The organism is Streptomyces sp. NPDC002324 (genome assembly GCF_053593335.1).
In genome coordinates this window covers 388,415-413,098 of the sequence record NZ_JBSFCF010000002.1, presented here as the reverse complement: position 1 = coordinate 413,098, position 24,684 = coordinate 388,415, and the positions used below count along the sequence as shown (strand labels likewise).

Below are 24,684 nucleotides of genomic sequence, written 5' to 3'. Positions count from 1 at the left end.
GAGGCCGCCGCCTTCACCATGCCCGCTCTCCCGTGTCTTCGTGCACCCGCCCCGGCGTCCGTCCGGCAGGATGAGCGTCGCGGACCGCGGGAGTTCCGCCGCGATCGGCACCCCACCGCCCGATCACCACTGCCCGACGCCTCGGTGACTCGCACCTTCAGGAGTCCGCGAGAACCTCCTGAATCCGCCCGTCCATGTCTTCGACGATCCGTTGGAAGTCCCCTTCCCGGATCTTCGGCGCATCCCCGTCCAGATGAGACATGGATACCAGACTCAGAACCGACCCGTATCGCGCCCAGAAGTACCACTCAGTACATCCGGCCTCTCGATGGCCGCCCAAACAGATGAGGCTGGAATCATCGGCATGCAAGCCCTCGGGGGAATCGACATACACCGGTTTCCATGGCCAGGTCTTGCCGTGTTTATCCTCGGGCGAGTTGTCCTCGAACGCGTCCTCCGCACGTTCCGCACCCCCGTACCACCCGACGAAGTGGTACAACGTGCACCCCGAAGCCGTCTTCCCCAGACGCGAGTTCCACCACTCCGTCCCGGACAACACCCGCGAGCCCTCACCGGAGCCTGCCGTGTCGGCCTCCACCACGTACGCGCCACCGCAGCCACCATCGGACATCGCCCCGACGGCCAGAACCATCGGCTCTAGCCGTAGATCGGGAGCGGGGATGGGCCCCACGTCGGCACACCCGACTAGAATGGAGAGCGACGCGAGCGCCAGCAGGGCGGACAGTCCGCGAGGGGGCAACTTCTTCAGGGAATTACTTTGCAGTCCCATTCCCCATCACCCTGTACTCCTTGCCACTTGGGCACTGTATCCACGATCGCTCTATGGAGGTCCATCTCGGTCATGTCGCTCCCGAATTACCCATAGAGGTCGATTCCCACATCAATCGAAATGTCGTCCCCTCCGCCTGAATCCGTCCGACCGACGAAGCTTCCCCACCTGTGATGCGGTGATCAACTCGGCGCGGGAGAACCCGGCAGCGCGTCCCACGTAACCGTAGTGGATGTTCGACCAGGTGTCGTAGAGGATTCTCCCACCGTGGCCGTTACTCATTATGTCTGTCCTGAAACCTGTGGATGCCAGATTGAACTTCTCGAGCAACACCCCCTTGTGGTCCCATGACCCTTCGATCGAACCAACCAGCCGAACTGTGCGAGCGCCGCCACGTGACCAGCCTCGTCCTCGGACTGCCCGAGGACCGCGTCGGCAACAACTGTGGCCATCCCTTCGATTCTATCGACGGGATTGTTGCTCACTATGTCGAGGGCCGCGCACAACTTGGGGTTTTCGTTGGAGAGCATGGTCGACATATCCTTCCCGCTGGAATTTGTGGCCATTTCCTGGAACATGAAGCGAAGAATGTCCTGATAGACCTCACCCAGGATCTCAAAAGAATTACGACTCTGCTGCAGGTGAATATTCTGCACACACGCATTGCCGCAGTAATTTCCATTACCGTCGTCATGGGAGGTTTCAGGTGACCCCAAGGTAAGGCCGTTTCCATCGTGATTAGCCGGCTCCGGCATGGGGTCACCGTCGTCCGGGCAAGCCTCATCGTTAGGACCGCCACAGCGGAGTGCCAGACCTGTCGGGTCGGAACCGGTCACCGGATTCTGCGCCGCGTAGCTGTATCCGTTCAGGGTCTGGGACACATCTGTCTGGAGCACAGGGTCGACACTGATGAACTGCCCCATGCTGGGGTCGTATTCACGAGCGCCGATGTGAGTAAGTCGGGTTCCGGCATCGGCCGACTTGCCGAGGAAGCCTTTGGCGTCGGGCCAAGGTCCGCTGCCTGTCCCACGAGCAGCGCCAAAGGACGTACTGAAACGCTTGCTCAAGGTTTGCGCGGTGTCACCGGTGATGGCGATGCTGCTGGTCCCGTGGCGATCGGCAGCGAGGAAGGAGGGCTTCTCGGTACCCCCCCTCATTGCCGCGTACGGCGACGGTCGCTCTTGCGGCGGTGCAGGACCGGGTGGCCCACTTCTCGCCCCCCTTGAGGTGTACCTCGGTGGCGCCGAGATGGAGAACGCTCTCGATGCCGCGGCGGATGAGGAGTTCGCCGTCGGCATCGTAGACGTAGCCGGTGGTCTCCGTGCCCTCGGTGAGTTCGGTGAGTCCGCCCTCGGCGTTCCAGTCGGGCCCTGTGTGATGGTGGCGCCGGCCTTCTCCACGCGCTGCTCGGTGTCGCCTGTGTCGTCGTACTCGTACTGAGGGCTGAGCCCGGTGCAGTCGCCCCCGTTTTGGGCCGATCGACGCGCTGCCGAGTGAGCGGTCGACCTTGATGTCCGACATGGGCAACCAACCACTGGGACGAACGCCCGAACCGCCGTCCAGGAGCACACACTTACCTGCGCGACCTCTTTATTTGAAGGCTGCGACGTTGCGGGCAGCCCATTCTGCGAAGGTGCGGGGCGGGCGGCCGAGGACCTGCTCGACGTCGGGGCTCACTCGCTGCTCAGCGGCTTTCGGCGTGCCCAGGATGTCGAGGGTGGCTTCCACGATCGGCTCGGGCATGAACCGCAGCATCTGCTCCCGAGCCTCCGTGCGGCTTTGCTCGACGAACCGCACCGGCTCCCCCAGCGCGTCGCCGATCGCCACCGCCTGTTCCCGAGGCGAGATCGGCGCCGGCCCGGTCAGCTCATACGCTCTGCCGACGTGGCCGGCGTCCCGCAACGCCACGGCGGCGACCTCGGCGATGTCGGCGGGGTCGATGGCCGGCAGCGCAACATCACCGAATGGCGCTGTGACCATCCGTTGCGCGCGAACCATATCGGCCCACTGCAACGTGTTGGAGTCAAAACCTCCCGGCCGCAGCAGCGTCCATTCCAGATCCGACTTCGTGACGGGGTCCTCCAGTGTCGATGGGTGGCTTCCCGTGGCAACGCCTTGGGAGGACAGCAGGACAACCCGGCCGATCCCACCCGCCCGCGCGACATCGAGGATGTCGCTGACGCTGCCACCCGCCGATACAAAGTCGCCCGAAGTCAGCAGGAACAGCGCGTCGGCGCCGTCGAGCGCGGGCGCGAGGCTGGCCGGATCGGCCAGGTCAGCCTGATGGTGCCGTGCCCCCGCCGGCGTATCCCGTGCGGAGATCCCTCGTGACACCGCCGTCACCTGTTCACCGGCCGCGACGAGCGCTCGCACCAGCGGCTGTCCGACGTTGCCTGAAGCTCCAGTGACCACAATCATGTTCGCTCCCGTTGACGAGTCCTCTGTGGGCCCAACGGAAGCTACTGGCACCGGGATAGTAGGTACCTACAGGAAAGTAACGGAAAGAAGGCCCACTGTGACCCACAACACAACTTCGGCGGCTCGCACCGGCATCGCCCCTGAGCAAGCATGTCCGATCACCCCGGTGGTCGACATCGTCTTCAGCCGCTGGACCACTCCAATTCTGTGGGCGCTCCATGAACACGGGCGACATCGGTTCGTGGAACTGGAACGCCGCATCACCACCATCACGCCCAAGGTGCTGACCGAACGGCTACGGCGACTTGAACGCGACGGGCTCGTCGTGCGCACCTACCACCCCGAGGTTCCACCACGGGTGGAGTATGAGATCAGCGAGCTGGGACGCAGCCTGGGGCCGCTCTTCGCAGCACTCGCCGACTGGTCGGTCAACCTGGACAGGGTGGAGCAGGCCCGGAAGGAGTACGAGTCCAAGGAACAGCTGCCCCGTAGCCGTCGAAGCTGAAAAGAACTTCCGTCAGCCATGACGCAAGCGCAGGCACAGACCCCCAGTGCTCACGTTCGGTGCGTGCTGCGCAGGCCGGCTGTTGTGGGTCAGGACGTTGCCGACGGTGCCGCGGGCAGCGACTTGGGTGGGTAGCTGCGCAGGACGAGGGAGGTGGTGACCGGTCCGTAGCGGGCGAGGGAGTCCACGACCTGCTCAAGGCGTTCGGCGTGAGAACAGTGCACGTCGAACAGCAGGCAGTCCTCGCCGGTCACGCGGAGGGTCGAGACGACCTCGGCAGTTCGGGCGGCAAGGGTGAGTGCTTTCGGCAGCTGCGCGTGGGTGGTGCGGAGCCGGACGACGGCATGGATGTTCAGCCCCACCGAGGCTGGAGCGACGACGGCACGGTAGCCGGTGATGATCCCGCTCTTCTCCAGGCGTTGGATGCGGGCGGCGGCTGCCGGCTGGGACAGCCCGACTCGGCGTCCGACCTCGGCTCCGGTGAGCCGGCCGTCCGTCTGGAGAAGCTCCAGGATGGCGCGGTCGATCTCGTCGAGTGATTCCATCGTTGTCGCGTCCACTTTCTTTGAGATCACTTGCCGGCGCTGGTCATTGCGGCTCATCCACCGAGAATCGCCCCAGGAGGTGTCCACGGAGCGTGGGGGCCACGAGTGGAAGGGCGGTGCGCGATGGCCGCATACGTCATCATCCCCGGGATCGACGGTTCGGATGAGAGGCACTGGCAGAGCTTGTGGGAGAACCAGTGGGGAGCCTCAGCGATCCGGATCGCACCGGCCTCGTGGAGCATGCCGGACCTGTCGGACTGGGTTGCCGCAGTCCAGACCGCCTACGAGATCGCTTCCCGGCGTGACAGCCAGGTGGCGTTGGTGGCTCACAGCCTCGGCTGCTGGGCAGCCGCTCAGTGGCTGGACCAGGCGCGACCCGACGGGGCTACGGCGTTCCTGGTCGCGCCCCCCGATCCCCAGGGACCGGCGTTCCCACGTGAGGCCGCGTCAACGTTCCTCGACCTGTCCGCTCACCCTTTGCCGGGCCGGAGCCTGATGGTCGCCAGCGACGACGACCCCTACTGCGACCCGACGACATCCGCGTCGTTCGCGCGGAGGTGGCAGGCACAACAGCATCTCGTCGAATGCCACGGACACATCAATTCCGACAGCGGCCTCGGCGACTGGCAGGTCGGCCGGGAACTCCTTCGCACGCTCATCGACTGTCCTGTGGACAGCCGGAGTGAGCTTGAGACATCGATGCCCTCATGAGCACTCCACCGGACGGATTGCCTGCCTATCGAGTCCTGACCGGCCCGGACGACGACACGTTCTGTCGACGCGTGAGTGAAGCGATCGGCCTCGGCTACGCACTGCACGAGGGCCCGGCCGTCACCTTCAACGGTGAAAGCGTCATCGTCGCTCAGGCGCTGGTGTGGCCGACACGGCAGTAACGGCCTGGACGGTGTCTGTCGCCGGCCCAGCTCCACCGCTTACGCACTCGAACGCTACGAGCGTGTGTGGCTGGGCGAGCTCGGCGATGCTCCTATGTCAAGCGGCCAGGCTCACGGCGTTGGGGGTAGCGGGTTGAGGGGTTGGTCGAGATCGGTTTCGTCGGCGAGCAGGGCTCGGTAGACGCGGTCGGAGATGCGACGCCGCAGCAGGCGCAGGGCTTCCGTCTTGGTCTTGCCGACGGTGAGTTGCTTGGCGAAGGAGGCGGCGCCTTCGCCATCGCCTCGTACCTGGGTCACGGCGATCATGTGCAGAGCGTGGTTGACGGTGCGGTTGCCGCCCCGACCCACTGCAGGATTCTGCAGGCGCGCCAAACCCAGGGGGAACAGTTCCCCAGCCCCGCTCCTTGCCCCATTCGATGCGGCCGGACTTTGCCCGTACAGTCCCGGGGCACTCAACCGAGGAAGCTCAGACGGACCTGCCGGTTCGGATTGTCCCGGTTGGTGTCCACCAGGCACACCGACTGCCACGTCCCCAGTTCCAGCCGCCCGTCGACGACCGGCAGGGTGGCGTGGGGCGGGACGAGGGCGGGGAGGACGTGGTCGCGGCCGTGGCCGGGGGTGCCGTGGCGGTGTTGCCAGCGGTCGTCGGCGGGGAGAAGTGTGCGGAGGGCGGCGAGGAGGTCGTCGTCGCTGCCGGCGCCCGTCTCGATGACGGCGATGCCGGCCGTGGCGTGCGGGACGAAGATGTTGAGCAGACCGTCCCGCCCGGCCGCCGCCTCGCGCAGGAACGCCTCGCAGTCGTGGGTGAGGTCGACCACCCGCTCACGGGATCCGGAGGCGACGTTCAGGACTCGGGTGGTGAAGGCATCGGACATGTGCCCATCCTCGCGTACCTCATGGACGCGGCGCGGGAGTGCCCCCTCGCGCGGCCCGGCCCACCCCGTGCCGACCGCACCCGGTGCCCGATCGCACCCTGACGCGGGGAAGATCCACACCCCCTCCCCTGTTGGTAGAAACGTGAACAACACACGCGAGGTCGAGGTAGTCGTCATAGGCGCCGGCCAGGCAGGTCTGGCGGGCGCCTATCACCTGCGCCGGACCGGCTTCGAGCCGGAGCGCGACTTCGTGGTGCTGGACCACTCGCCCGGCCCGGGGGGCGCCTGGCAGTTCCGGTGGCCGTCGTTGACGTACGGCAGGGTGCACGGGATGCACGCGCTGCCCGGCATGGAGCTGACGGGAGCCGATCCGGCGCGGCCGTCCGCCGAGGTCGTCAGCGAGTACTTCGACTCGTACGAACACGCTTTCGACCTGCGGGTCCGGCGCCCGGTGGATGTCCACGCGGTGCGGGAGGGCGAGGGCGGGCGGCTGCTGGTGGAAACATCGGACGGTACGTGGTCGACGCGGGCGCTGATCAACGCGACGGGCACCTGGGACCGGCCGTTCTGGCCGCGTTATCCCGGTCAGGAGACCTTCCGGGGGCGGCAGTTGCACACCGCCCAGTACCCGGGGCCCGAGGAGTTCGCGGGACTGCGGGTGGTCGTGGTGGGCGGGGGCGCGTCCGGCACGCAGCACCTGCTGGAGATCGCCCGCTACGCCGCCGCGACGACCTGGGTGACGAGGCGCCCGCCCGTCTTCCGCGAGGGGCCGTTCGACGAGGGCGCGGGACGGGCGGCCGTGGCCATGGTGGAGGAGCGGGTGCGGCAGGGGCTGCCGCCGAAGAGCGTGGTGTCGGTGACGGGCCTGCCGCTCGACGACGCCGTCCGGCAGGGCCTCGCGGACGGCGTCCTGGACCGGCTGCCGATGTTCGACCGGATCACGCCCGACGGCGTGGAGTGGGACGACGGCCGCCGCGTGGACGCCGATGTCATCCTCTGGGCGACCGGATTCCGCGCCGCCGTGGACCATCTGGCACCGCTGCGGCTGCGCGAGCCCGGCGGCGGCATCCGCGTCGACGGCACCCGCGCGATCGCCGACCCCCGCGTCCACCTGGTCGGCTACGGCCCCTCGGCGAGCACCATCGGCGCCAACCGCGCCGGCCGGGCGGCGGTACGGGACATCAGGCGGCTGCTGGCGAGCGAACCGGCCGCCGCCGTCTGACGCCCCGCGCCGACTCGGCGGGATCTCAGCCGGGCGCCTGCGAGGGAGAGGACGGGACACCCGCCTCGACGGACGGTGACGGCTTCTTCCGGTTCTGGTTGAACTCGGCGACATTGCGCAGGTGCTCCTGATAGTCCGCCGTGAACCGGGTGTCGCCCGGCTTGACCGTGACGAAGTACAGCCAGGCGCCCGTCGTCGGATTGACCGCCGCGCGCATCGCCGCCTCACCCGGGTTGGCGATCGGCGTGGGCGGCAGCCCCATGCGCCGGTACGAGTTGTACGGGCTGTCGATCTTCGTGTCGTCGACGCTGGTGTCCAGCGTCGAGCGGTTGAGCGCGTAGTTGATGGTGGAGTCCATCTGCAGCGGCATCCCGCGCTCCAGCCGGTTGAAGACGACCCGGGACACCCGGCCCATGTCCTCCTCGGTGGCCGCCTCGGCCTGGATGATGCTCGCGATCGTGACCGCCTGGTAGACGTTCATCGCGTTGCGCTGGGCCCCGGCCGTGACCTGACCGCCGTTGAACTTCTTGTTCGCGGTCTCGACCATGGACGTCAGCAGGGACTCGGGGGTCGACTTCTCCTTCAAGGGATACGTAGCTGGGAAGAGGTAGCCCTCCGGGTTGCCCTCGGCGTCGGTCGGCAGCATCAGCTTGGCCTTGGCCAGGGACTTCCTGGTCGATCCGGCGGGCAGGGCGAGGGCCTTGTCGACGGCAGCGTAGACCTGGCCGGAGCGCCAGCCCTCGGGGATCACCAGTGACGCCGGGCGCTCGGCCGCGCCGCCACCGCCCTCCACGCTCAGCAGCGGCACCGCCACGGCGGTGGCCGCCACGACGGCGCCGGTCGCGATGAGGGCGGTCCGGCCCCGACGCGTCAGTCGAATCGTGCTCCGTGGCGGAGTGTTCATCTGCATGCGGGCACGTTAACCCGCATATCTCCCTAAACCCGGCATATCTTCATCTTGTCGGCTCCAGTTTCGGCACCTTCGCCGACTCATGGCCCGGCGTCAGCCGCGCGTCGCGCCGTACGAGCGCCGCGTACCGCCCTCCCCTCTCCATCAACTCCTCGTGCGTACCGCGCTCCACCGCTCGGCCGGAGTCGAGTACGACGATCTGGTCGGCGTCCCGGACGGTGGAGAGACGGTGGGCGATGGTGACGGTGGTGCGGTTGGCGGACAGCGCGTCGATGGCCTGCTGCACCGCCTGTTCGGTGCGGGTGTCGAGGGCGCTGGTCGCCTCGTCGAGGATGAGGACCGGCGGGTCGCGCAGGATGGTGCGGGCGATGGCGAGCCGCTGCTTCTCACCGCCGGAGAAGCGGTGCCCGCGTTCGCCGACGACCGTGTCGTAGCCGTCGGGCAGCGCCGCGATGTGGTCGTGGATCTGGGCCGCCCGTGCCGCCGCGTGCAGTTCCTCGTCGGTGGCGTCCGGCTTGGCGAAGCGCAGGTTGTCGGCGACCGAGGCGTGGAAGAGGTACGTCTCCTGGGAGACGACCCCGATGCCACGGGCCAGCGTGTCGAAGTCGAGGTCCCGTACGTCGACCCCGTCGAGGGTGACCCGGCCGCCCGTGACGTCGTACAGCCTCGGCACCAGGCAGCCGAGCGTGGACTTGCCGGCGCCGGTCGGCCCCACCACGGCGAGACTGCCGCCGGCCGGGACGGTGAGGTCGATGCCGTCGAGGATCGGGCGCCGACGGTCCTGGTCGCCCCGCCTGCCGTCGTCGCCGTTCTTGACGTTCTTGGGGTTCTTGACGTCCTCGCCGTTCTTGCCGTCCTCGCCGCTCTTGACGTCGTAGCCGTTCTTGCCGTCGTCGTCCTGCTTGACGTCGTAGCGGAACTCGACGTTCTCGAAGCGGACCTCGCCCTTGACCTGGTCGAGGTGGACGGGGTTCTCGGGCTCGGTGATGTCGATGGGCAGGTCGAGGTACTCGAAGATGCGCTGGAAGAGGGCGAGCGAGGCCTGGATCTGGACGCCGGTGGACAGCAGACTCACGGTCGGCCGGAACAGGTTCTGCTGGAGCGAGACGAAGGCCACGAGCGTGCCGACCGAGACGGACGGGCCGCCCAGTTGCAGCGCGATTCCGGCGCTCCAGTAGATGACGGCGGGCATCGCGGACATGACGACGGTGATGACGGCCATCCGCCACCGCCCGGCCATGTTGGACCTGACCTCCAGGTCGACGAGCCCCTCGGACTCCTCGGCGAAGGACTTGGTGAGCGAGTCGGCACGTCCCATCGTGCGGCCGAGCAGGATGCCGCTGACGGACAGGGACTCGGTGACCGTCGCGGCCATGGCGGCCATCTGGTTCTGGCGCTGGGTGGTGATCTTCTTGCGCTCGTTGCCGACCCGGCGGCTTATCCACACGAACAGCGGCAGCAGGAGCAGGGTGACCACGGTGAGCCGCCAGTCCAGGGCGACCATCGCGACGACGGTGGCGACCACGCTGGTGGTGTTGGAGACCAGGGAGGTGGCCGTGGAGGTGACGGTCGCCTGCATGCCGCCGATGTCGTTGGCGATGCGGGACTGGACCTCGCCGGTGCGGGTGCGGGTGAAGAAGGCGAGCGACATGCGCTGCAGCCGGCCGTAGACGGCGGTGCGCAGATCATGCATGACGCGCTGGCCGACGGTCGTGGAGATCAGCGTCTGCAGGACACCGAAGATGCTGGTGAGGACCGCGCTCAGGATCATGCCCAGCGCGAGCAGGCTCAGCAGGCCGGTACGGCCCTCGGGGATCGCGGTGTCGAGTATCTCCTTGAGGAGAAAAGGCGTGGCGACCGACGCGAGCGAGGCGGCGCCGACGAGCAGACCGACGATCGCGAGCCGGCCGCGATAGGGGCGGAAGAGTGTCAGGATCCGGCGTACCTGGCGTGGCTGTTCCGACGAGCGGCCGGACGGTCCCCAGGCGGGTTCATGGTCGGGATGCATGGGCTCCTACGGGAGGTGAGACGGAGGATGGGTGCGCGTGGGGCGGAGGGCAGCCTGCGTGTGGAGCGGAGGGCAGCGTGCGCGGCGGGACGGATTTTACGGAGCTTAGCTCATTGTTACCTATACTCACAATGAACATGGTCCTGATATTGTTCCCGTATGACCACCCCCGACGCCGATGGGCCGCTCGCCGAGCAGTTGCTGCGGCTCACCCGCCGTGTGCACCGCATCCAGAAGCGCCACCTCCAGCAGAGCGGGTTGGAGATCACGCCGGCGCAGTCCCGGCTGCTGCGCACCCTCGCGCACTACGACGCGCCCCCGCGCATGGCCGATCTGGCGGAGCGGCTGGAGGTCGTGCCCCGCGCCGTGACGACCCTGGTCGACGCACTGGAGGAGAGCGGCCGGGTGCGCCGGGTGCCCGATCCGACCAACCGGCGGGTGATCCGGATAGAGGTCACGGACGAGGGCCGCAAGGTCCTGCGGGAGCTGCACCACGCACGACGATCGGCGGCGGAGGAGATCCTGGCGCCACTGTCGGACGACCAGCGGGGGCTGCTCGGCGGGCTGCTCGACACACTGATCGACGGGGCGCCGGTGGCGGAGCGGCGCTGCTGAGCCGTGGTCGCAGGAAGGGCCCGGCGCGGGATTTCCTTGGGTTCTAGTGGTTGTCGCAACACCCCAGTTCAGGGGATGCGATGGACTTCAAGATCCGGGACCGGTCCGTTGTCCAGGGGCGCCGTCCCTTGTCCGAGGAACGGCGCCTCTACCTTCAGCTCATGCAGCAGGGGTACAGCAACACCGAGGCATGCCGGATCGTCGGCATCAATGAGAAGACCGGGCGGCGCTGGCGTAACGGCCGGGCGCCGTCCGGCAGGAACGTCGGGGCGTCACCGGTCAACGTGGTGGCGCCTCCTCCCGGTCCCTCGCGGTATCTGCGCGAGAGCGACCGCATTCACATCGCCGACCGGCTGCGGGAGAAGGCCACGGTCCGTGCGATAGCCGTCGAGCTGGGCCGCAGCCCGTCCACGGTCAGCCGGGAGATCCGCCGCAACCGCCACCCGGTCAGCGGCCACTACCGGCCGCACGCGGCCCAGGCCCGTGCCGATGCCCGTCGTCCCCGTCCCAAACCCGGGAAGATCGGCCAGAACCCCCAGCTGCGGGACTTCATCCAGGACCACCTGGCCATACGGTGGAGCCCGGAGCAGATCTGCCAGGCTCTGAGGGCCCAGTTCCCGCAGCGGCCGGAGATGCACGTGGTCCACGAAACGGTCTACCAGGCCCTCTACGTCCAGGGCCGGGGTGAGCTGCGCCGCGAACTGGCCCGCGCCCTGCGCACCGGCCGTGCCCACCGCAAACCCCGCCGCCAGGCCCAGCAGCGCCAACCCCGATACGCCACCCCCATGGTCATGATCAGCGAACGCCCCGCCGAAGCGGAGGACCGGGCCGTGCCCGGTCACTGGGAGGGCGACCTGATCATCGGCAAGGACGGGAAGCCGGCCATCGGCACCCTGGTCGAGCGCGCCACCCGCTATGTCATGCTGCTGCACCTGCCGACAGACCACGGCGCCGAAAGCGTCCGGGACGCACTGGTCACCACCGTTCAGACCCTGCCCGCTCACCTCCGACGGTCCCTGACCTGGGACCAGGGATCAGAGATGGCCGGCCACGGCTCCTTCACCGTCACCACGAACGTCCCGGTCTACTTCTGCGACCCGGCCAGCCCCTGGCAACGAGGCTCCAACGAGAACACCAACGGTCTGCTCCGGCAGTACTTCCCCAAAAGCACCGACCTGGCGGTCCACACCCGCGAACACCTCGACGCGGTCGCCGCCGAGCTGAACGGCCGCCCACGCAAAACGCTCGGCTGGGAAACCCAGCCGAGCGCCTGCATAAACTACTCACGGCCTGATCAACACGACCATGTGTTGCAACGACCCCTAGAAACCGCCGATCCTCCCGGGCCCTTCCTGTAGGGAGTTCGCAAGGCGAGCGGTCAACTCACCTCGGGGGCCGGTTCCTTCGTCTCGGCCTTGGAGAGCGCGGGAGCCGCCGCAGTCGCGAGTGCTTCGGCAGGCTTTGCGGGGGTTGCGACTGACTTCGCACTCCCTTCACCGGCGGGCTTCGCGCTCCCTTCGTCGGCGGGCTCGTCGTCCTCCTCCACGAACTGGATCTCCCCGTCGAGCATCTTCTTCGCCCGTTCGGTGTCCAGCGCGCCCTCCCACTTCGACACCGCGAAGACGGCGACGCAGTTGCCGAGGAGGTTGGTGACGACACGCATCGAGTCCATGATGCGGTCGACACCGAGCAGCAGGGCGACGGCCCCGGCGGGGATGGCGCCGAGCGAGGACGCCGTCGCCGACAGGGCGAGGAAGGCCGAACCGGGGATGCCGGCCATCCCCTTGCTGGTGAGCATCAGGACCAGGATGACGGTGATCTGCTGACTGAGGCTGAGGTCCACACCGACGGCCTGCGCGATGAACAGCGTGCCGATGGAGAGGTATATGGACGCGCCGTCGAGGTTGAAGGAGTACCCGGTGGGCAGCACCAGACCCACGGCGTCGTCGCGGGCGCCGGCCTGGCGCAGCTTCTGCATCATGCGCGGCAAGACGCTCTCGCTGGAGGCGGTGCCCAGCGCCAGCAGCATCTCCGACCGGGTGTAGCGGACGAACTTCCACAGACTCAGCCCGGTCACGAGCTTCAGCGCGACGCCGAGCAGCACGAGGAAGACGAGCGCGACGGCGTAGCAGAGGATGATCAGCTTGGCGTAGGTCTTCATGACGCCGAGGCCGTACTCGCCGACCAGATGGACCATCGCGCCGAACACGGCGAGCGGGGCCAGCTTCATGACGAAGCCGACGATCGCGAAGATGACCTCCTGGGCCTGCTCGATGGCGGGCAGGATCTTGGGCACCTTGGTGTGGCCGAGGTGCAGCAGCGCCGCGCCGACGAGGCAGGCGAGCACGAGCACCTGGAGCAGCGAGTTCTCGGCGAACGCGCCGATCGCGCTCTGCGGCAGCGCGTTCAGGATGAACTCGCCGGTCGTCGGCAGTTCACCGCCGGCGGTCTTCGCGTCGACCGCCGAGGTGTCGAGCTTCGAGGGGTCGACGTTCATGCCCGAACCGGGGCCGACGAGGTTGGCGGCGATCAGACCGATGAGCAGCGCGGCCGTCGAGGCCACCTCGAACCAGATCAGGGCCTTGAGCCCGATCCGCCCGAAGGCCTTGAGGTTGCCGGCCTTGGCGATGCCGACGACGACCACGCAGAACACCAGGGGCGAGATGACCGTCTTGATGAGGCGGATGAAGCCGTCGCCGAGCGGCTGGAAGGTCGTGGCCGTGTCCGGCCACAACCTTCCGACGACGATTCCGAGCACAAGCGCTACTCCGACTTGTGCGAACAGTGAGGTACGCAGCATGCGTGCGACGCGTCGCGGCAGGGACGGTACGGACTGCGGCACGGGCACTCCTCCGAAGGAACTTTCTGTCATGCGGAAAAGAGCTTCCGCGCAGATCACTATCGGGGAGCTGTCGCTCGTGGAGAAGACCACTGTGTTTCGCCGCTGTAAATCATCGAACAGACGGCACATCGCACGCATTCGGCGTCAACAGCCCATCCGGTCCTCCGTCAGCACTCCCTGTACGGAGACCAGCGAACGGTCGTAACACCCGTCCGAGCCGAACGTCCGGTAGCGCTCGCGCGTCGTCCCGACCGCGTGCCGCTGGTCACGCGGCCCGTTCGCCGTGTACGTGGCGTCCCCCGTGTAGGTGTCGTCGAGCCGGGACCACGCCGTGCGCCGCCCGCCCCGCGTCTCGGTGACCGTCGCCCGGTCGCCGAGCGTGAGCACGGTCCGCAGGCGGTCGCCCGCGCCGAGCGTCGTCGTTCCGTTCATCGTGTACGACCGCTGGACGCGCGTCGTCCGGGCCGGTCCGCGCCCGTCGACGGTGACCGTCTCGTCGTCACTCCACCTCGCGTCGAGCGCGTCGGGGTTCTCCCCCTCGGACCAGGTGTGCGTGGAGGTGTTGGCGAGACTCCGACGGACCGTCGTCGTCACCCGGCCGTGCGAGGTGTCCACATACCCGGTGACGGTCAGCCGGTGGCGGCCCTCGGTGTCGAGGCGGTGCTCCACGCCGGGCGTGTACGTGGACTCGTCGGCGAGATCGCCCGCCTGGGCCTTCGTCAGGGCCCCGGTGACGCGCCGGCTCCTCGCGTCCTGCCAGACGAGGACGTTGACCGGGGTGCTCCAGCCGCTCTGCCCCTCGGGCACGCCGACGACGGAGACCTCGATCCGGTGCGGCCGGCCGTCGTTGAGGAGGCCCGCGAAGGGGGTGAGGTCGTAGCGGAGGGGCTGGACGTCGAAGGCACGGGGTCCGGGGACGACGTACCAGAGGAAGGGGTTGGACCAGCCGCCCGTCCATACGTTCGGGAAGGGTGCGGCGATTCCGGCCAGTTGCCCGTCCACCGTGATCTGCACCTCGCGGTACGGCCCCTCGTCCGCCTTGCAGGAGTACGGCGCCTGCGCGGGGACCGTCAGATACCAGTACTCCTCACAGCCGCCGCCGGACCCGGTCGCGTACACCTCGGCGACGACGCGCTCGCTGTTGCGCGGGGTGGTGAGAGTGCTGTCGTCCTGGAGGGTGAGGACGCGGTCGGGGACCGTCGCGGCCGTCCTCGCGTCGGGCCGGCCGGCGTAGAACGTCAGCGTGGCCTTGACGTCGAGGACGCCGGTATAGGTGTCGTCGACGACATTGCCGATGAGCATCTCCACGGGCTGCGCGGTGCGCAGGGTGGGGGCATAGCGCGTGACGTCCTTCTCCACGGACCACTCGATGCCGTCGGGCGAGGGCTGCGGGGTGGACGTCCGGAGCACCTCGACTCCGCCGATGTGCAGATACCCGAGGCGGTCGAACTGACGACCCTTCACCTTGCCGTCCAGCCGCAGGACGACCTTGCTCCACCTCTTCCCGCAGTCACCGGGTGGTGTGTAGGTCCCCCGGTACGGCGTGAAGTCCTTGAACCGGGCCTCGGCGACCGTCACCTCGCACGACATGCCGTGCGCGGGCCCGGTGACGGGCGGGGCGGCGGTGACCGGGTCGTGCCAGTCGGTACCGAACTCGGCGGGGACGTCGGCGGATCGGGCCGGCCCGGCCCCTAGGAGGGTGCCCACCACAAGGGTCACCCCGGTGAGCATGGACATGATGATCCGGCTTCTCATGGCCGGAGTTCTACGGGCAGTCGGCGCCCCGCCGCAACGCGATCTCCGGCCACAAGCGGGGCGCGCGGGTGAGCGGGGCGAACGGGAAAACGGGCCGAACGGGCGGGCGGGCGCGGAGCGAACGGGCGGGGCGTGTGGGTACTGGATGTGCGGCGAACGTGAGGGCGCGTCACAAGCCCACGGGCGTCGGGCGAGCGCGCCCCCGCGCCGGGCGGCAACGCGGCGACGCCCGGTACCTCAGGCCTCGGGCACGCGGCGACGCCCCGTGCCTCAGGCCTTGAGCGCCGCCTTGTCCCCCATGACGATCACCGGGTGCTGGGCGGGGTCGAGGGTGCGCAGCAGGTACTCCATCCCCGACTTGGACAGACTGACGCAGGCCGAGGTACCACTGCCGTGGTCCATGTGCAGCCAGATGCTGCCGCCTTTCGACTGGCCCTCGGGACGCGTCGGGTCGATCGGCGAGGTGCCCTTGACGCGGTTGTAGTCGATGGCGATCACATAGTCGAAGTCGTGCCAGTGCGACTTGGCCCAGTAGTGCGGTGCCTGGAACGACGCCGACCGGCTGTACGGGAGCTTGGCTCCCGGATCGGCGAGGACGCCTCCCGCGTCGCTGAGCGTGAACACACCCACGGGACTGCGTTTGTCGCCTTCCCGGTGGTCGGTGGTCCATCCCTTCTTGCCATTGTGGCCATCCCAGCTTCGGGTCTTCTTCCAGACGGAACCGCTCTTCGTGTAGAGCACGACCGAAGCGTCGGCGTCGTCCTCGCCCTCCCCGTACACCGCCACGACCTGGCGGGACTCGGCGGGGATCTGCTTCTGCAGACGGTCACCGACGTCCGGGACACGGGTCGGGTCCACGGTCTGCGCCTCGGCGCGGTCGGCCCTGTCACCGGACTTCGTGACGTCCGTGTCCGGCTTGCCCCCGTCGTTCGTACCGCCCGAACCGCCGCATGCCGCCAGGGACATCACCAGCGCACCACAGACCACCGCCGCGAGCGGGAGCCGACTCGCGCCCCTCGTCGCACCCTCGTTGTTCGCCCGGCCCGCATCCGCATCGCTCGTCACGCCGGTTCGTCCCCGCCTCGTACCGCCTATTCGCATGCCGTCCATCGTCGCACCGCTCACCGGACGGATGCGTCCGCCGTCCCGCGCGCCGCGCCTCGGCCGGGTGGTCCAGGCCGAAACTTTGCCCGGCCCCGGAAAACCGTTTGCTTCCGACCGCGCCGCGACGCGAACCTTTCACGGCCGGTCGTCGGATTCACGGCCCTTTTCTCCCCACTTCGCCCTACCTCTCCCCCACCCTGACACGAGCCTCTGGGACGTCATGCAGATTCAAGACCTTCCGTACGCGGACCCCGGCGTGCCGGACGCACGCTCGGGTCCACGATTCCTGTGGTGGCTCGGCCGGAATCAGCTCGGCGGACAGTTCAAGGCGCTGGCCTGGGGGTTGCTGCACTTCACCTCCGTGGCCGGGCTGCCGTTCTGTGTCGGCTTCGCCATCCAGGCCGTGGTCGACCGCTCCGGCGCCCGGCTCGCTCTCGCGGGCGTGGTGCTGGTGCTGTGCGGGTTCACCATCGCGCTGGGCGACACCTTCCTGCACCGCTCCGCGGTCACCAACTGGATCACCGCCGCCGCGCGCGTCCAGCAGCTGCTGGCCCGCAAGACGGCCCAGCTCGGCTCGGCGCTGACGCGGCGGGTGGCGGCCGGTGAGATCGTCGCGGTCTCCACGGGCGACGTCGAGAGGATCGGCTGGTTCGTCGAGGGCGTCTCCCGATTCACGGCCGCGGCCCTCACCGTGGTGCTCGTCTGCGTCGGCCTGGTCGTCTACCAGCCCGCGCTCGGCATCGTCGTCGCCGTGGGCGTCCCCGTCCTCGCTCTCTCCGTGCTGCCGTTGCTGCCCCGCGCGACCCGGAGGGCCGACTTCCAGCGCGAGAAGGCGGGCCGCGCCACGGAGCTGGCCTCCGACACCGTCGCGGGCCTGCGCGTCCTGCGCGGCATCGGCGGGGAGGACCTCTTCCTCGACCGCTACCGCCGGGCCTCCCAGGAAGTCCGCCACGCCGCCGTCCGCAGCGCCCGTATGTGGGCCCTCATCTCCGGTCTGCAGGTGCTGTTGCCGGGGCTGCTGATGATCGCGGTCGTGTGGCACGGCGTGGGTCTCGCCCGTGAGGGCCGGATCACGGTCGGCGAGCTGGTCACCGTGTACAGCGCGGTCATGCTGCTCACGTATCCGCTCCGGCACTTCGAGGAGATCGCGATGGCGTACTCCTTCTCCCGTCCGTCCGCCAAACGGGCCGCCGGGGTGCTGTCGCTGGAACGGGCCACGGACACCGAAGGGGCCCGCGAGGCCGCCGTGCCCACCGGCGACCTGTACGACCCGGCGACCGGACTGCTCGCGCCCGCCGGGTGTCTCACCGCGGTGGTGTGCGGAGATCCCGACGTGGCCGGACGCCTGGCCGAACGGCTCGGCGGCCATGCCACCGAGGAGGGCACCTCGGCGCTGCTCGGCGGCGTACCGCTCGACGAGCTGCCCCTCGACTCCGCCCGCACCGCCGTCCTCGTCCAGGACAAGGACCCGGTGCTGCTCTCCGGCACGCTGCGCGAACTCCTCGACGTCCCCGCCTCCGGCGAGGTCACCGCCGAGGAGGCGCTGGCCGCCGCCCAGTGCGGTGACGTGCTGGACGCCCTGATCCAGGGGTCGCTCGACACCGAGGACCCGCTGGACGCCCGGATCACCGAGCGCGGCCGGTCCCTGTCCGGGGGCCAGCGCCAGCGCCTCGCGCTGGCCCGGTCCCTCGTCACGGACCCGGGTGTCCTGGTCCTGGACGAACCGACCTCCGCCGTCGACTCGCACACCGAGGCCCGGGTCGCCGACGGCATCCGGTCGCTGCGGGCGGGCGGCACGACGGTCGTCTTCACCTCCTCGCCCCTGCTCCTGGACCTCGCCGAACGCGTCGTCCTCGTGCACGACGGCAAGGTCACGGCGGTGGGCCCGCACCGCGACCTCCTGCACGACGAACCCCTGTACCGGGCGGTCGTCACCCGCGAAACCGACGAGGAGACCGCCTCGGCCGACGGTTCCGGGGAGAAAACCCTCCAGCCCGCCGGGCCCGGCTTCGCGGATCGGCCGGCCGACCGCGGGACCGCCCTCAGCGACGTGTTGGACGAACTGGAAGAAATCGAGGAGACCGCATGATCGGCGTGGCGCCCCCGGCCTACGACCCGGCCGCCCCGACGACGGCGAACACCCTGCCCGTCGGCGCCCCCGCGACCGTACGCGCCTACGTGGCCGAACTGTTCCGTCGGCACCGCCGGGCCTTCGGCCTGCTCATCACCGTCAACACGATCGCCGTGGTCGCTTCGATGGCCGGCCCCTACCTGCTCGGCGCCCTCGTCGAACGCGTCTCCGACGGGGCCCGCGAACTCCATATGGAGCTCACGGCGACGGTCTTCGTCGTCGCCCTCCTCGTCCAGGCCGTTTTCGTACGGGAGGTGCGGCTGCGCGGCGCCATGCTCGGCGAGCGGATGCTTGCCGACCTCCGCGAGGACTTCCTCGTCCGGTCGGTCGGACTGCCGCCGGGTGTCCTGGAACGCGCCGGCACCGGTGACCTGCTCTCCCGCATCACCACGGACATCGACCGGCTCGGCAACGCCATGCGCGAGGCCGTGCCGCAGCTGGCGATCGGCGTGGTGTGGGTGGCCCTTCTCATCGGCGGGCTCGCCGTCACCGCGCCCCCACTGGCTCTGACCGTACTGCTCGCCCTGCCGCTGCTGGTGCTCGGCTGCCGCTGGTACTTCAGGCGGGCTCCCTCCGCCTACCGCTCGGAGTCCGCCGGGTACGCAGCCGTCGCCGCCGTGCTCGCGGAGACCGTCGACGCCGGCCGCACGGTGGAGGCCCACCGCCTCGGCACGCGCCGGATCGACCTGTCGAACCAACGCATCCAGGAGTGGACCGCCTGGGAGCGGTACACGCTGTGGCTGCGGTCGGTGCTCTTCCCCGTCATCAATTTCACGCACACCACGGTCCTCGGCTCGGTCCTGATCGTCGGCGGGGTGTTCGTCCTGCAGGGCTGGATCGGGCTCGGCCAGCTGACCACGGGCGCGCTCATCGCCCAGATGCTCGTCGACCCGGTCAACCTGATCCTTCGCTGGTACGACGAGCTGCAGGTCGCCGAGGTGTCGCTGGCCCGCCTGGTGGGTGTGCGGGACATCGAGCCCGACGCGGGCGACCCGGCCGTGGCCCCCGACGGACGCCATGTCCACGCCGACCAGGTGCGCTTCGGGTACCGCGAAGGCGTCGACGTCCTGCGCAAGGTGTCCCTGGAGGTCGCGCCGGGCACCCGGCTCGCCCTCGTCGGTCCGTCCGGCGCGGGCAAGTCGACCCTGGGCAGGCTCCTCGCCGGGATCTACGCCCCTCGCGACGGCCGTATCACGCTGGGTGGGGCCGAGCTGTCCCGTATGCCCGCCGAGGACGTCCGCTCCCATGTGGCGCTGGTCAACCAGGAGCACCATGTGTTCGTCGGCTCGCTGCGCGACAACCTGCTCCTCGCCCGCACGGGTGCGCGGGACGCCGAGCTGTGGGAGGCGCTGGGCGCGGTCGACGCCGACACCTGGGCGCAGACTCTGGAGGAGGGGCTGGACACCGAGGTCGGTTCCGGCGGGTTCGCCCTCACTCCCGCGCAGGCCCAGCAGATCGCGCTGGCCCGGCTGGTCCTCGCCGACCCCCACACGCTGGTCCTGGACGAGGCGACCTCGCTCCTCGACCCGCGTGCGGCCCGACACCTGGAACGCTCCCTGGCCCGTGTCCTCGACGGCCGCACGGTCGTCGCCATCGCCCATCGCCTGCACACCGCCCACGACGCCGACGTCATCGCCGTCGTCGAGAACGGCCGCATCAGCGAGCTGGGCAGCCACGATCAACTGGTCGAGGCGGACGGCGCGTACGCCGCCCTGTGGAGGTCGTGGCACGGCTGACCGTCGGGAGGGCGCGAGCGTCAGAGGTGCGGTGGGCCGGGGCGGGGAAGAGTCCCCGGCCCGGCCCGTGTCCCCGGGCGGTCGCAGGACTGCGTGAGTCCCCGAATCCTGTCGCTCGGCCTGGAAGGCAAGGGGCCGGGAGGGGCGGCGGCCCGGTGGTCCGGCGACCTCCGGGCCCCTGCCGTTGCGCGGTGCCGAACGCGAGTGGAAGGCTGGTGGTGGGCACTGATTCGGGGGACGCCCGTGAACCGCCCGGTTCACGGGGTCCGGGCCGTCGCCCAGCGGTCCGCGCGCCCACCGCCGCCGAGCGGTGGCACCGGGCCCGTCCCACCACTGGAGGTATCCGTGGACAGAGTCGGCGGCTGGGGAGACGACGTCTACCAGCCAGACGGATCCGAGATCCAGGACGACGCGGGGCTGCTGGACGCCGAGGACACCCTGCTCACCGACGGTGTGCCCGACCCGCTCGACCGGGGCTGGTCCCCGCCCGAGCGGCCGTGGGCGGTGGAGCACACCGGTGTGACGGCGGCGGAACGGCTGCGCGGCGAGACTCTGGAGCAGCGCCTCGCCGAGGAGCTTCCGGACATCGCCTACCCCGACGGGGACGGTATCGGCGACTCTCAGGACACCGACGGTGAGCCCCTGGACAACGAGGTGGGTGATGTGCGCTCCGGCCGTCTCGTCGCTCCCGACGAGGGTGCGCACGAGGACGAGGAGAGCGGGCTGATCGCCAGCGACGTGGGCATCGACGGGGCGGCCGCCTCCGCCGAGGAGGCGGCGATGCACATCGTGGACGAGGACTCCCTGTCCGGCTGACCCGCTTCCCGGGAGCCCGGCCGGGGCCGGGCCGCACCTCAGATGACGTTCAGCGCCGCCGCCGCGCCCACTCCCCCGAGGACCATGAACACCGGCATCAGCACCCGCAGCTCCACCCAGCTGCCGGCCCGGAACCGCATGGCCTTCGGCGGGCCCAGGGGATACCAGCGCTTGCGCCCGATCGGTATGGGCCACAGGACCGGGCAGCCCGACACGGTCAACGAGTCCCCGATGTCGTGCACCAGCGCGCCGAGCACGATCGGCAGCCCGAGCCACAGATACTCCTGGCCCGGCTGTGTGAACAGCCAGTCCGCCCCGTTGCCCGGCTTGTCCAGGACGCCCGCGATGATCCAGGCACTGGTCGCGGCCAGCAGCCACACCAGCACATCGCTGCTCGAACCCCGCGCCGCCCGCCACAGCAGACCCTCGATGGCCAGCACCATGTGCACGAACAGGATGGCCAGCACAGCCCAGCGGCCGCCCGTGATGGCGATGGCGGAGGCGCCGGCGCCGAGCAGTACCGCCCACAGCCAGGTGTGCGTGAGCGTGCGGTGCCCGCCCGAGCGGCGCGGGTCGCCCTGCTTCTTCGTCGCCTTGTAGACGGCGTACGAGAGCTTGTCGACGATCTCGCACACCCAGCGCGACAGCGGACCGAAGGATCGCGAGATCGTGGCAGCCTTGTGGTCCAGGTCCGGGGCGAGCGCGGCGCCCGCGCAGATCAGCGCACCGGTCAGGAGGACCGGCCAGGGCATGGTGTGCCCGGTGGCCGCCGCTGCCGCCCCTACGCCGAGCCAGGCTGCGGCTCCCGACAGTGAGTGTGCTGGTCCCATCATGGCCGTGCCCCGTCCCATTCCGTTCGTGCCGCTGTCCAGGCGCGTTGTGCCGCTGTCCAGTTGTCCAGGTGCGCTGACGTTCCGTCGGCGCCACAGCGTAGCGTTCGCGATCTTCGGTCCGGCATCCGATTCCCCCATCGGCCGCGCGGGCAGGCAAGATGGGGGCGTGACCCTCATCGATCAGCTGCCGCGGACCGCCGACCCCGACGCCCTCTACGAAGCCTTCGAGTCGTGGGCCCAGGAACGCGGTCTCACCCTCTACCCGCATCAGGAGGAGGCGCTCATCGAGGTGGTCTCCGGTGCGAACGTGATCGTGTCGACGCCCACCGGCTCCGGCAAGAGCATGATCGCGGCGGGCGCGCACTTCGCGGCCCTCGCCCGCGACGAGGTCACCTTCTACACGGCTCCGATCAAGGCTCTCGTCTCGGAGAAGTTCTTCGAGCTGTGCAAGATCTTCGGTACCGAGAACGTCGGCATGCTCACCGGCGACGCCTCCGTGAACGCCGACGCCCCCGTCATCTGTTGTACCGCCGAGGTGCTGGCCTCCATCGCCCTGCGCGACGGCAAGCACGCCGACGTGGGCCAGGTAGTGATGGACGAGTTCCACTTCTACGCGGAGGCCGATCGCGGCTGGGCCTGGCAGATCCCGATCCTGGAGCTGCCGCAGGCGCAGTTCATCCTGATGTCGGCGACGCTCGGTGACGTCTCGATGTTCGAGAAGGACCTGACCCGGCGCACCGGCCGTCCCACCTCGGTGGTCCGCTCGGCGACCCGCCCGGTGCCCCTCTCCTACGAGTACGTGCTGACCCCGCTGACGGAGACGATCACGGAGCTGCTCGCCACCAAGCAGGCTCCCGTCTACATCGTGCACTTCACCCAGGCCCAGGCCGTGGAACGCGCACAGGCGCTGATGAGCATCAACATGTGCACCCGGGAGGAGAAGGACCGGATCGCCGAGCTGATCGGCAACTTCCGCTTCACCACCAAGTTCGGCCGCAACCTCTCCCGTTACGTGCGGCACGGCATCGGTGTGCACCATGCCGGCATGCTGCCCAAGTACCGGCGGCTGGTGGAGAAGCTGGCCCAGGCCGGTCTGCTGAAGGTCATCTGCGGCACCGACACCCTCGGCGTCGGGGTCAACGTCCCCATTCGCACCGTGCTGTTCACCGCGCTGACGAAGTACGACGGCAACCGGGTGCGGACGCTGCGGGCCCGTGAGTTCCACCAGATCGCGGGCCGCGCCGGGCGGGCCGGCTTCGACACGGCGGGTTACGTGGTGGGGCAGGCGCCCGAGCACGTCATCGAGAACGAGAAGGCGCTCGCCAAGGCCGGCGACGACCCGAAGAAGCGCCGCAAGGTCGTCCGCAAGAAGGCGCCTGAGGGCTTCGTCGGCTGGAGCGACGGCACCTTCGAAAAGCTCATCGCCTCCGACCCGGAACCGCTCACCTCCCGCTTCCGCGTCACCCACACGATGCTCCTGTCGGTGATCGCCCGGCCGGGCAACGCCTTCGACGCGATGCGCCATCTGCTGGAGGACAACCACGAACCACGCAAGCAGCAGCTGCGGCACATCCGCCGCGCGATCGCGATCTACCGCTCGCTCCTGGACGGCGGCATCGTCGAGAAGCTCGACGAGCCGGACGCCGAGGGCCGCATCGTCCGGCTGACGGTCGATCTCCAGCAGGACTTCGCGCTCAACCAGCCGCTGTCCACCTTCGCGCTGGCCGCGTTCGAACTCCTGGACCCGGAGTCCCCGTCGTACGCCCTCGACATGGTCTCCGTCGTGGAGTCGACGCTGGACGATCCGCGGCAGATCCTCGCCGCCCAGCAGAACAAGGCCCGCGGTGAGGCCGTGGCCGCGATGAAGGCCGACGGGGTCGAGTACGAGGAGCGCATGGAGCGGCTCCAGGACGTCAGCTACCCCAAGCCGCTGGAGGAGCTGCTCTTCCACGCGTACAACGTCTACCGCAAGAGCCACCCCTGGGTGGGCGACCATCCGCTGTCGCCGAAGTCGGTGATCCGGGACATGTACGAACGCGCCATGTCCTTCACGGAGTTGACGTCCCACTACGAGCTGGCCCGCACCGAGGGCATCGTCCTGCGCTACCTCGCCGGCGCCTTCAAGGCCCTCGACCACACCGTCCCCGACGATCTGAAGTCGGACGACCTGGAGGACCTGATCGCCTGGCTCGGTGAGATGGTGCGCCAGGTCGACTCCAGTCTCCTCGACGAGTGGGAGAAGCTCGCCAACCCCGAGGAGATGACGGCCGAGGAGGCCCAGGAGAAGGCCGACCAGGTCAAGCCGGTCACCGCCAACGCGCGCGCCTTCCGTGTCCTCGTCCGCAACGCCCTGTTCCGCCGTGTCGAGCTCGCCGCTCTCGATCAGGTGGGCGAACTGGGCGAGATGGACGCCGAGTCCGGCTGGGACGCCGAGCGGTGGGGCGAGGCGATGGACAAGTACTGGGACGAGTACGAGGAGCTGGGCACGGGCCCCGACGCCCGTGGCCCCCGGCTGTTGATGATCGAGGAGGAGCCGCAGAACGGGCTGTGGCGCGTCCGGCAGACCTTCGCCGACCCGAACGGCGATCACGACTGGGGCATCAGCGCGGAGATCGACCTCGCGGCCTCCGACGCCGAGGGACGCGCTGTCGTCAAGGTCACCGACGTCGGTCAGCTGTGAGCACAG

The 24,684-nt window shown here is 69.2% G+C and carries 23 protein-coding genes and 1 pseudogene; 11 read left to right on the top strand and 13 right to left on the bottom strand.

Features of this window, described 5'->3' with window-relative positions; genetic code table 11:
* Nucleotides 1-157 precede the first annotated feature (157 nt).
* From ACWCRJ_RS04870 to ACWCRJ_RS04860, 3 genes are all read right to left on the bottom strand, one after another.
* Complete coding sequence (locus ACWCRJ_RS04870; protein WP_450937931.1) at nt 158-790, bottom strand: hypothetical protein; 633 nt, start codon at nt 788-790, stop codon at nt 158-160.
* Nucleotides 791-901: 111 nt separating this feature from the next.
* Nucleotides 902-1,123, bottom strand: a complete 222-nt coding sequence (locus ACWCRJ_RS04865) for a polymorphic toxin type 44 domain-containing protein (RefSeq protein WP_450937930.1) — start codon at nt 1,121-1,123, stop codon at nt 902-904.
* Nucleotides 1,072-1,857: an RHS repeat domain-containing protein gene (locus ACWCRJ_RS04860; RefSeq protein WP_450937929.1), complete on the bottom strand. Its 786-nt coding sequence runs from the start codon at nt 1,855-1,857 to the stop codon at nt 1,072-1,074. Before ACWCRJ_RS04860 ends, ACWCRJ_RS04865 begins: the two co-directional genes overlap by 52 nt.
* Nucleotides 1,858-1,879: 22 nt before the next feature.
* On the opposite strand from ACWCRJ_RS04860, the gene ACWCRJ_RS04855 reads away from it, so the two are divergent.
* Nucleotides 1,880-2,230 carry a hypothetical protein gene (locus tag ACWCRJ_RS04855; RefSeq protein ID WP_450937928.1) on the top strand — a complete coding sequence of 117 codons (351 nt, stop codon included), beginning with the start codon at nt 1,880-1,882 and terminating at the stop codon, nt 2,228-2,230.
* Nucleotides 2,231-2,380: 150 nt separating this feature from the next.
* Here ACWCRJ_RS04855 and ACWCRJ_RS04850 read toward each other — a convergent pair whose 3' ends face one another.
* Nucleotides 2,381-3,208, bottom strand: a complete 828-nt coding sequence (locus ACWCRJ_RS04850) for an NAD(P)H-binding protein (RefSeq protein WP_450937927.1) — start codon at nt 3,206-3,208, stop codon at nt 2,381-2,383.
* A 97-nt stretch (nt 3,209-3,305) separates the two neighbouring features.
* Here ACWCRJ_RS04850 and ACWCRJ_RS04845 point away from each other — a divergent pair, with 97 nt between their 5' ends.
* Nucleotides 3,306-3,713, top strand: coding sequence for a winged helix-turn-helix transcriptional regulator (locus ACWCRJ_RS04845; protein WP_319166975.1), 408 nt, complete (start codon nt 3,306-3,308; stop codon nt 3,711-3,713).
* A gap of 89 nt (nt 3,714-3,802) precedes the next feature.
* On the opposite strand, the gene ACWCRJ_RS04840 is transcribed toward ACWCRJ_RS04845, so the two are convergent.
* Nucleotides 3,803-4,258 carry an Lrp/AsnC family transcriptional regulator gene (locus ACWCRJ_RS04840; protein WP_450937926.1) on the bottom strand — a complete coding sequence of 152 codons (456 nt, stop codon included), beginning with the start codon at nt 4,256-4,258 and terminating at the stop codon, nt 3,803-3,805.
* A 123-nt stretch (nt 4,259-4,381) separates the two neighbouring features.
* On the opposite strand from ACWCRJ_RS04840, the gene ACWCRJ_RS04835 reads away from it, so the two are divergent.
* Both ACWCRJ_RS04835 and ACWCRJ_RS04830 read left to right on the top strand, forming a co-directional pair.
* Nucleotides 4,382-4,969, top strand: a complete 588-nt coding sequence (locus ACWCRJ_RS04835; protein WP_450937925.1) for an RBBP9/YdeN family alpha/beta hydrolase — start codon at nt 4,382-4,384, stop codon at nt 4,967-4,969.
* Nucleotides 4,966-5,151, top strand: a complete 186-nt coding sequence (locus ACWCRJ_RS04830; RefSeq protein WP_450937924.1) for a DUF1737 domain-containing protein — start codon at nt 4,966-4,968, stop codon at nt 5,149-5,151. The genes ACWCRJ_RS04835 and ACWCRJ_RS04830 overlap by 4 nt, the downstream gene beginning before the upstream one ends.
* Nucleotides 5,152-5,262: 111 nt before the next feature.
* Here ACWCRJ_RS04830 and ACWCRJ_RS04825 read toward each other — a convergent pair whose 3' ends face one another.
* Nucleotides 5,263-5,457, bottom strand: a complete 195-nt coding sequence (locus ACWCRJ_RS04825; RefSeq protein WP_450937923.1) for a hypothetical protein — start codon at nt 5,455-5,457, stop codon at nt 5,263-5,265.
* A 146-nt stretch (nt 5,458-5,603) separates the two neighbouring features.
* The gene (locus ACWCRJ_RS04820) at nt 5,604-6,026 is read right to left on the bottom strand and encodes a secondary thiamine-phosphate synthase enzyme YjbQ (protein ID WP_450937922.1); all 423 of its coding nucleotides are present in this window, start codon (nt 6,024-6,026) and stop codon (nt 5,604-5,606) included.
* Between the two features lie 142 nt (nt 6,027-6,168).
* On the opposite strand from ACWCRJ_RS04820, the gene ACWCRJ_RS04815 reads away from it, so the two are divergent.
* Nucleotides 6,169-7,248 carry an NAD(P)-binding domain-containing protein gene (locus ACWCRJ_RS04815; RefSeq protein ID WP_450937921.1) on the top strand — a complete coding sequence of 360 codons (1,080 nt, stop codon included), beginning with the start codon at nt 6,169-6,171 and terminating at the stop codon, nt 7,246-7,248.
* A gap of 25 nt (nt 7,249-7,273) precedes the next feature.
* Here the strand turns inward: ACWCRJ_RS04815 and mltG are convergent, their stop codons facing one another.
* On the bottom strand, nt 7,274-8,158 hold the full coding sequence (gene mltG / locus ACWCRJ_RS04810; protein ID WP_450937920.1) for an endolytic transglycosylase MltG: 885 nt from the start codon (nt 8,156-8,158) through the stop codon (nt 7,274-7,276).
* Between the two features lie 43 nt (nt 8,159-8,201).
* Nucleotides 8,202-10,166 (bottom strand): ABC transporter ATP-binding protein, encoded by a 1,965-nt coding sequence (locus tag ACWCRJ_RS04805; protein ID WP_450937919.1) that lies wholly within the window; start codon nt 10,164-10,166, stop codon nt 8,202-8,204.
* Nucleotides 10,167-10,325: 159 nt separating this feature from the next.
* Here ACWCRJ_RS04805 and ACWCRJ_RS04800 point away from each other — a divergent pair, with 159 nt between their 5' ends.
* Together ACWCRJ_RS04800 and ACWCRJ_RS04795 are read left to right on the top strand one after the other, a co-directional pair.
* Nucleotides 10,326-10,781, top strand: coding sequence for a MarR family winged helix-turn-helix transcriptional regulator (locus ACWCRJ_RS04800; protein WP_450937918.1), 456 nt, complete (start codon nt 10,326-10,328; stop codon nt 10,779-10,781).
* 80 nt (nt 10,782-10,861) lie between these two features.
* Nucleotides 10,862-12,075, top strand: a pseudogene (locus ACWCRJ_RS04795) (IS30 family transposase).
* A gap of 84 nt (nt 12,076-12,159) precedes the next feature.
* Here ACWCRJ_RS04795 and ACWCRJ_RS04790 read toward each other — a convergent pair.
* The 3 genes from ACWCRJ_RS04790 to ACWCRJ_RS04780 form a co-directional block, all read right to left on the bottom strand.
* The gene (locus tag ACWCRJ_RS04790; RefSeq protein WP_450937917.1) at nt 12,160-13,623 is read right to left on the bottom strand and encodes a cation:dicarboxylate symporter family transporter; all 1,464 of its coding nucleotides are present in this window, start codon (nt 13,621-13,623) and stop codon (nt 12,160-12,162) included.
* Nucleotides 13,624-13,767: 144 nt separating this feature from the next.
* Nucleotides 13,768-15,378, bottom strand: a complete 1,611-nt coding sequence (locus ACWCRJ_RS04785) for a peptide-N4-asparagine amidase (RefSeq protein ID WP_450937916.1) — start codon at nt 15,376-15,378, stop codon at nt 13,768-13,770.
* 270 nt (nt 15,379-15,648) lie between these two features.
* Complete coding sequence (locus tag ACWCRJ_RS04780) at nt 15,649-16,365, bottom strand: hypothetical protein (protein ID WP_450938155.1); 717 nt, start codon at nt 16,363-16,365, stop codon at nt 15,649-15,651.
* Nucleotides 16,366-16,702: 337 nt separating this feature from the next.
* Here ACWCRJ_RS04780 and ACWCRJ_RS04775 point away from each other — a divergent pair, with 337 nt between their 5' ends.
* From ACWCRJ_RS04775 to ACWCRJ_RS04765, 3 genes are all read left to right on the top strand, one after another.
* Entirely contained in the window at nt 16,703-18,571 is a 1,869-nt protein-coding gene (locus tag ACWCRJ_RS04775; RefSeq protein ID WP_450937915.1) for an ABC transporter transmembrane domain-containing protein, read from the top strand.
* Nucleotides 18,568-20,349 (top strand): ABC transporter ATP-binding protein, encoded by a 1,782-nt coding sequence (locus ACWCRJ_RS04770; RefSeq protein WP_450937914.1) that lies wholly within the window; start codon nt 18,568-18,570, stop codon nt 20,347-20,349. Before ACWCRJ_RS04775 ends, ACWCRJ_RS04770 begins: the two co-directional genes overlap by 4 nt.
* A 345-nt stretch (nt 20,350-20,694) precedes the next feature.
* Nucleotides 20,695-21,165 (top strand): DUF5709 domain-containing protein, encoded by a 471-nt coding sequence (locus ACWCRJ_RS04765; protein ID WP_450937913.1) that lies wholly within the window; start codon nt 20,695-20,697, stop codon nt 21,163-21,165.
* A 38-nt stretch (nt 21,166-21,203) separates the two neighbouring features.
* Here ACWCRJ_RS04765 and ACWCRJ_RS04760 read toward each other — a convergent pair whose 3' ends face one another.
* Complete coding sequence (locus ACWCRJ_RS04760; protein WP_450937912.1) at nt 21,204-21,998, bottom strand: metal-dependent hydrolase; 795 nt, start codon at nt 21,996-21,998, stop codon at nt 21,204-21,206.
* A gap of 166 nt (nt 21,999-22,164) precedes the next feature.
* Here ACWCRJ_RS04760 and ACWCRJ_RS04755 point away from each other — a divergent pair, with 166 nt between their 5' ends.
* Nucleotides 22,165-24,678, top strand: a complete 2,514-nt coding sequence (locus ACWCRJ_RS04755; protein WP_450937911.1) for a DEAD/DEAH box helicase — start codon at nt 22,165-22,167, stop codon at nt 24,676-24,678.
* Nucleotides 24,679-24,684 lie beyond the last annotated feature (6 nt).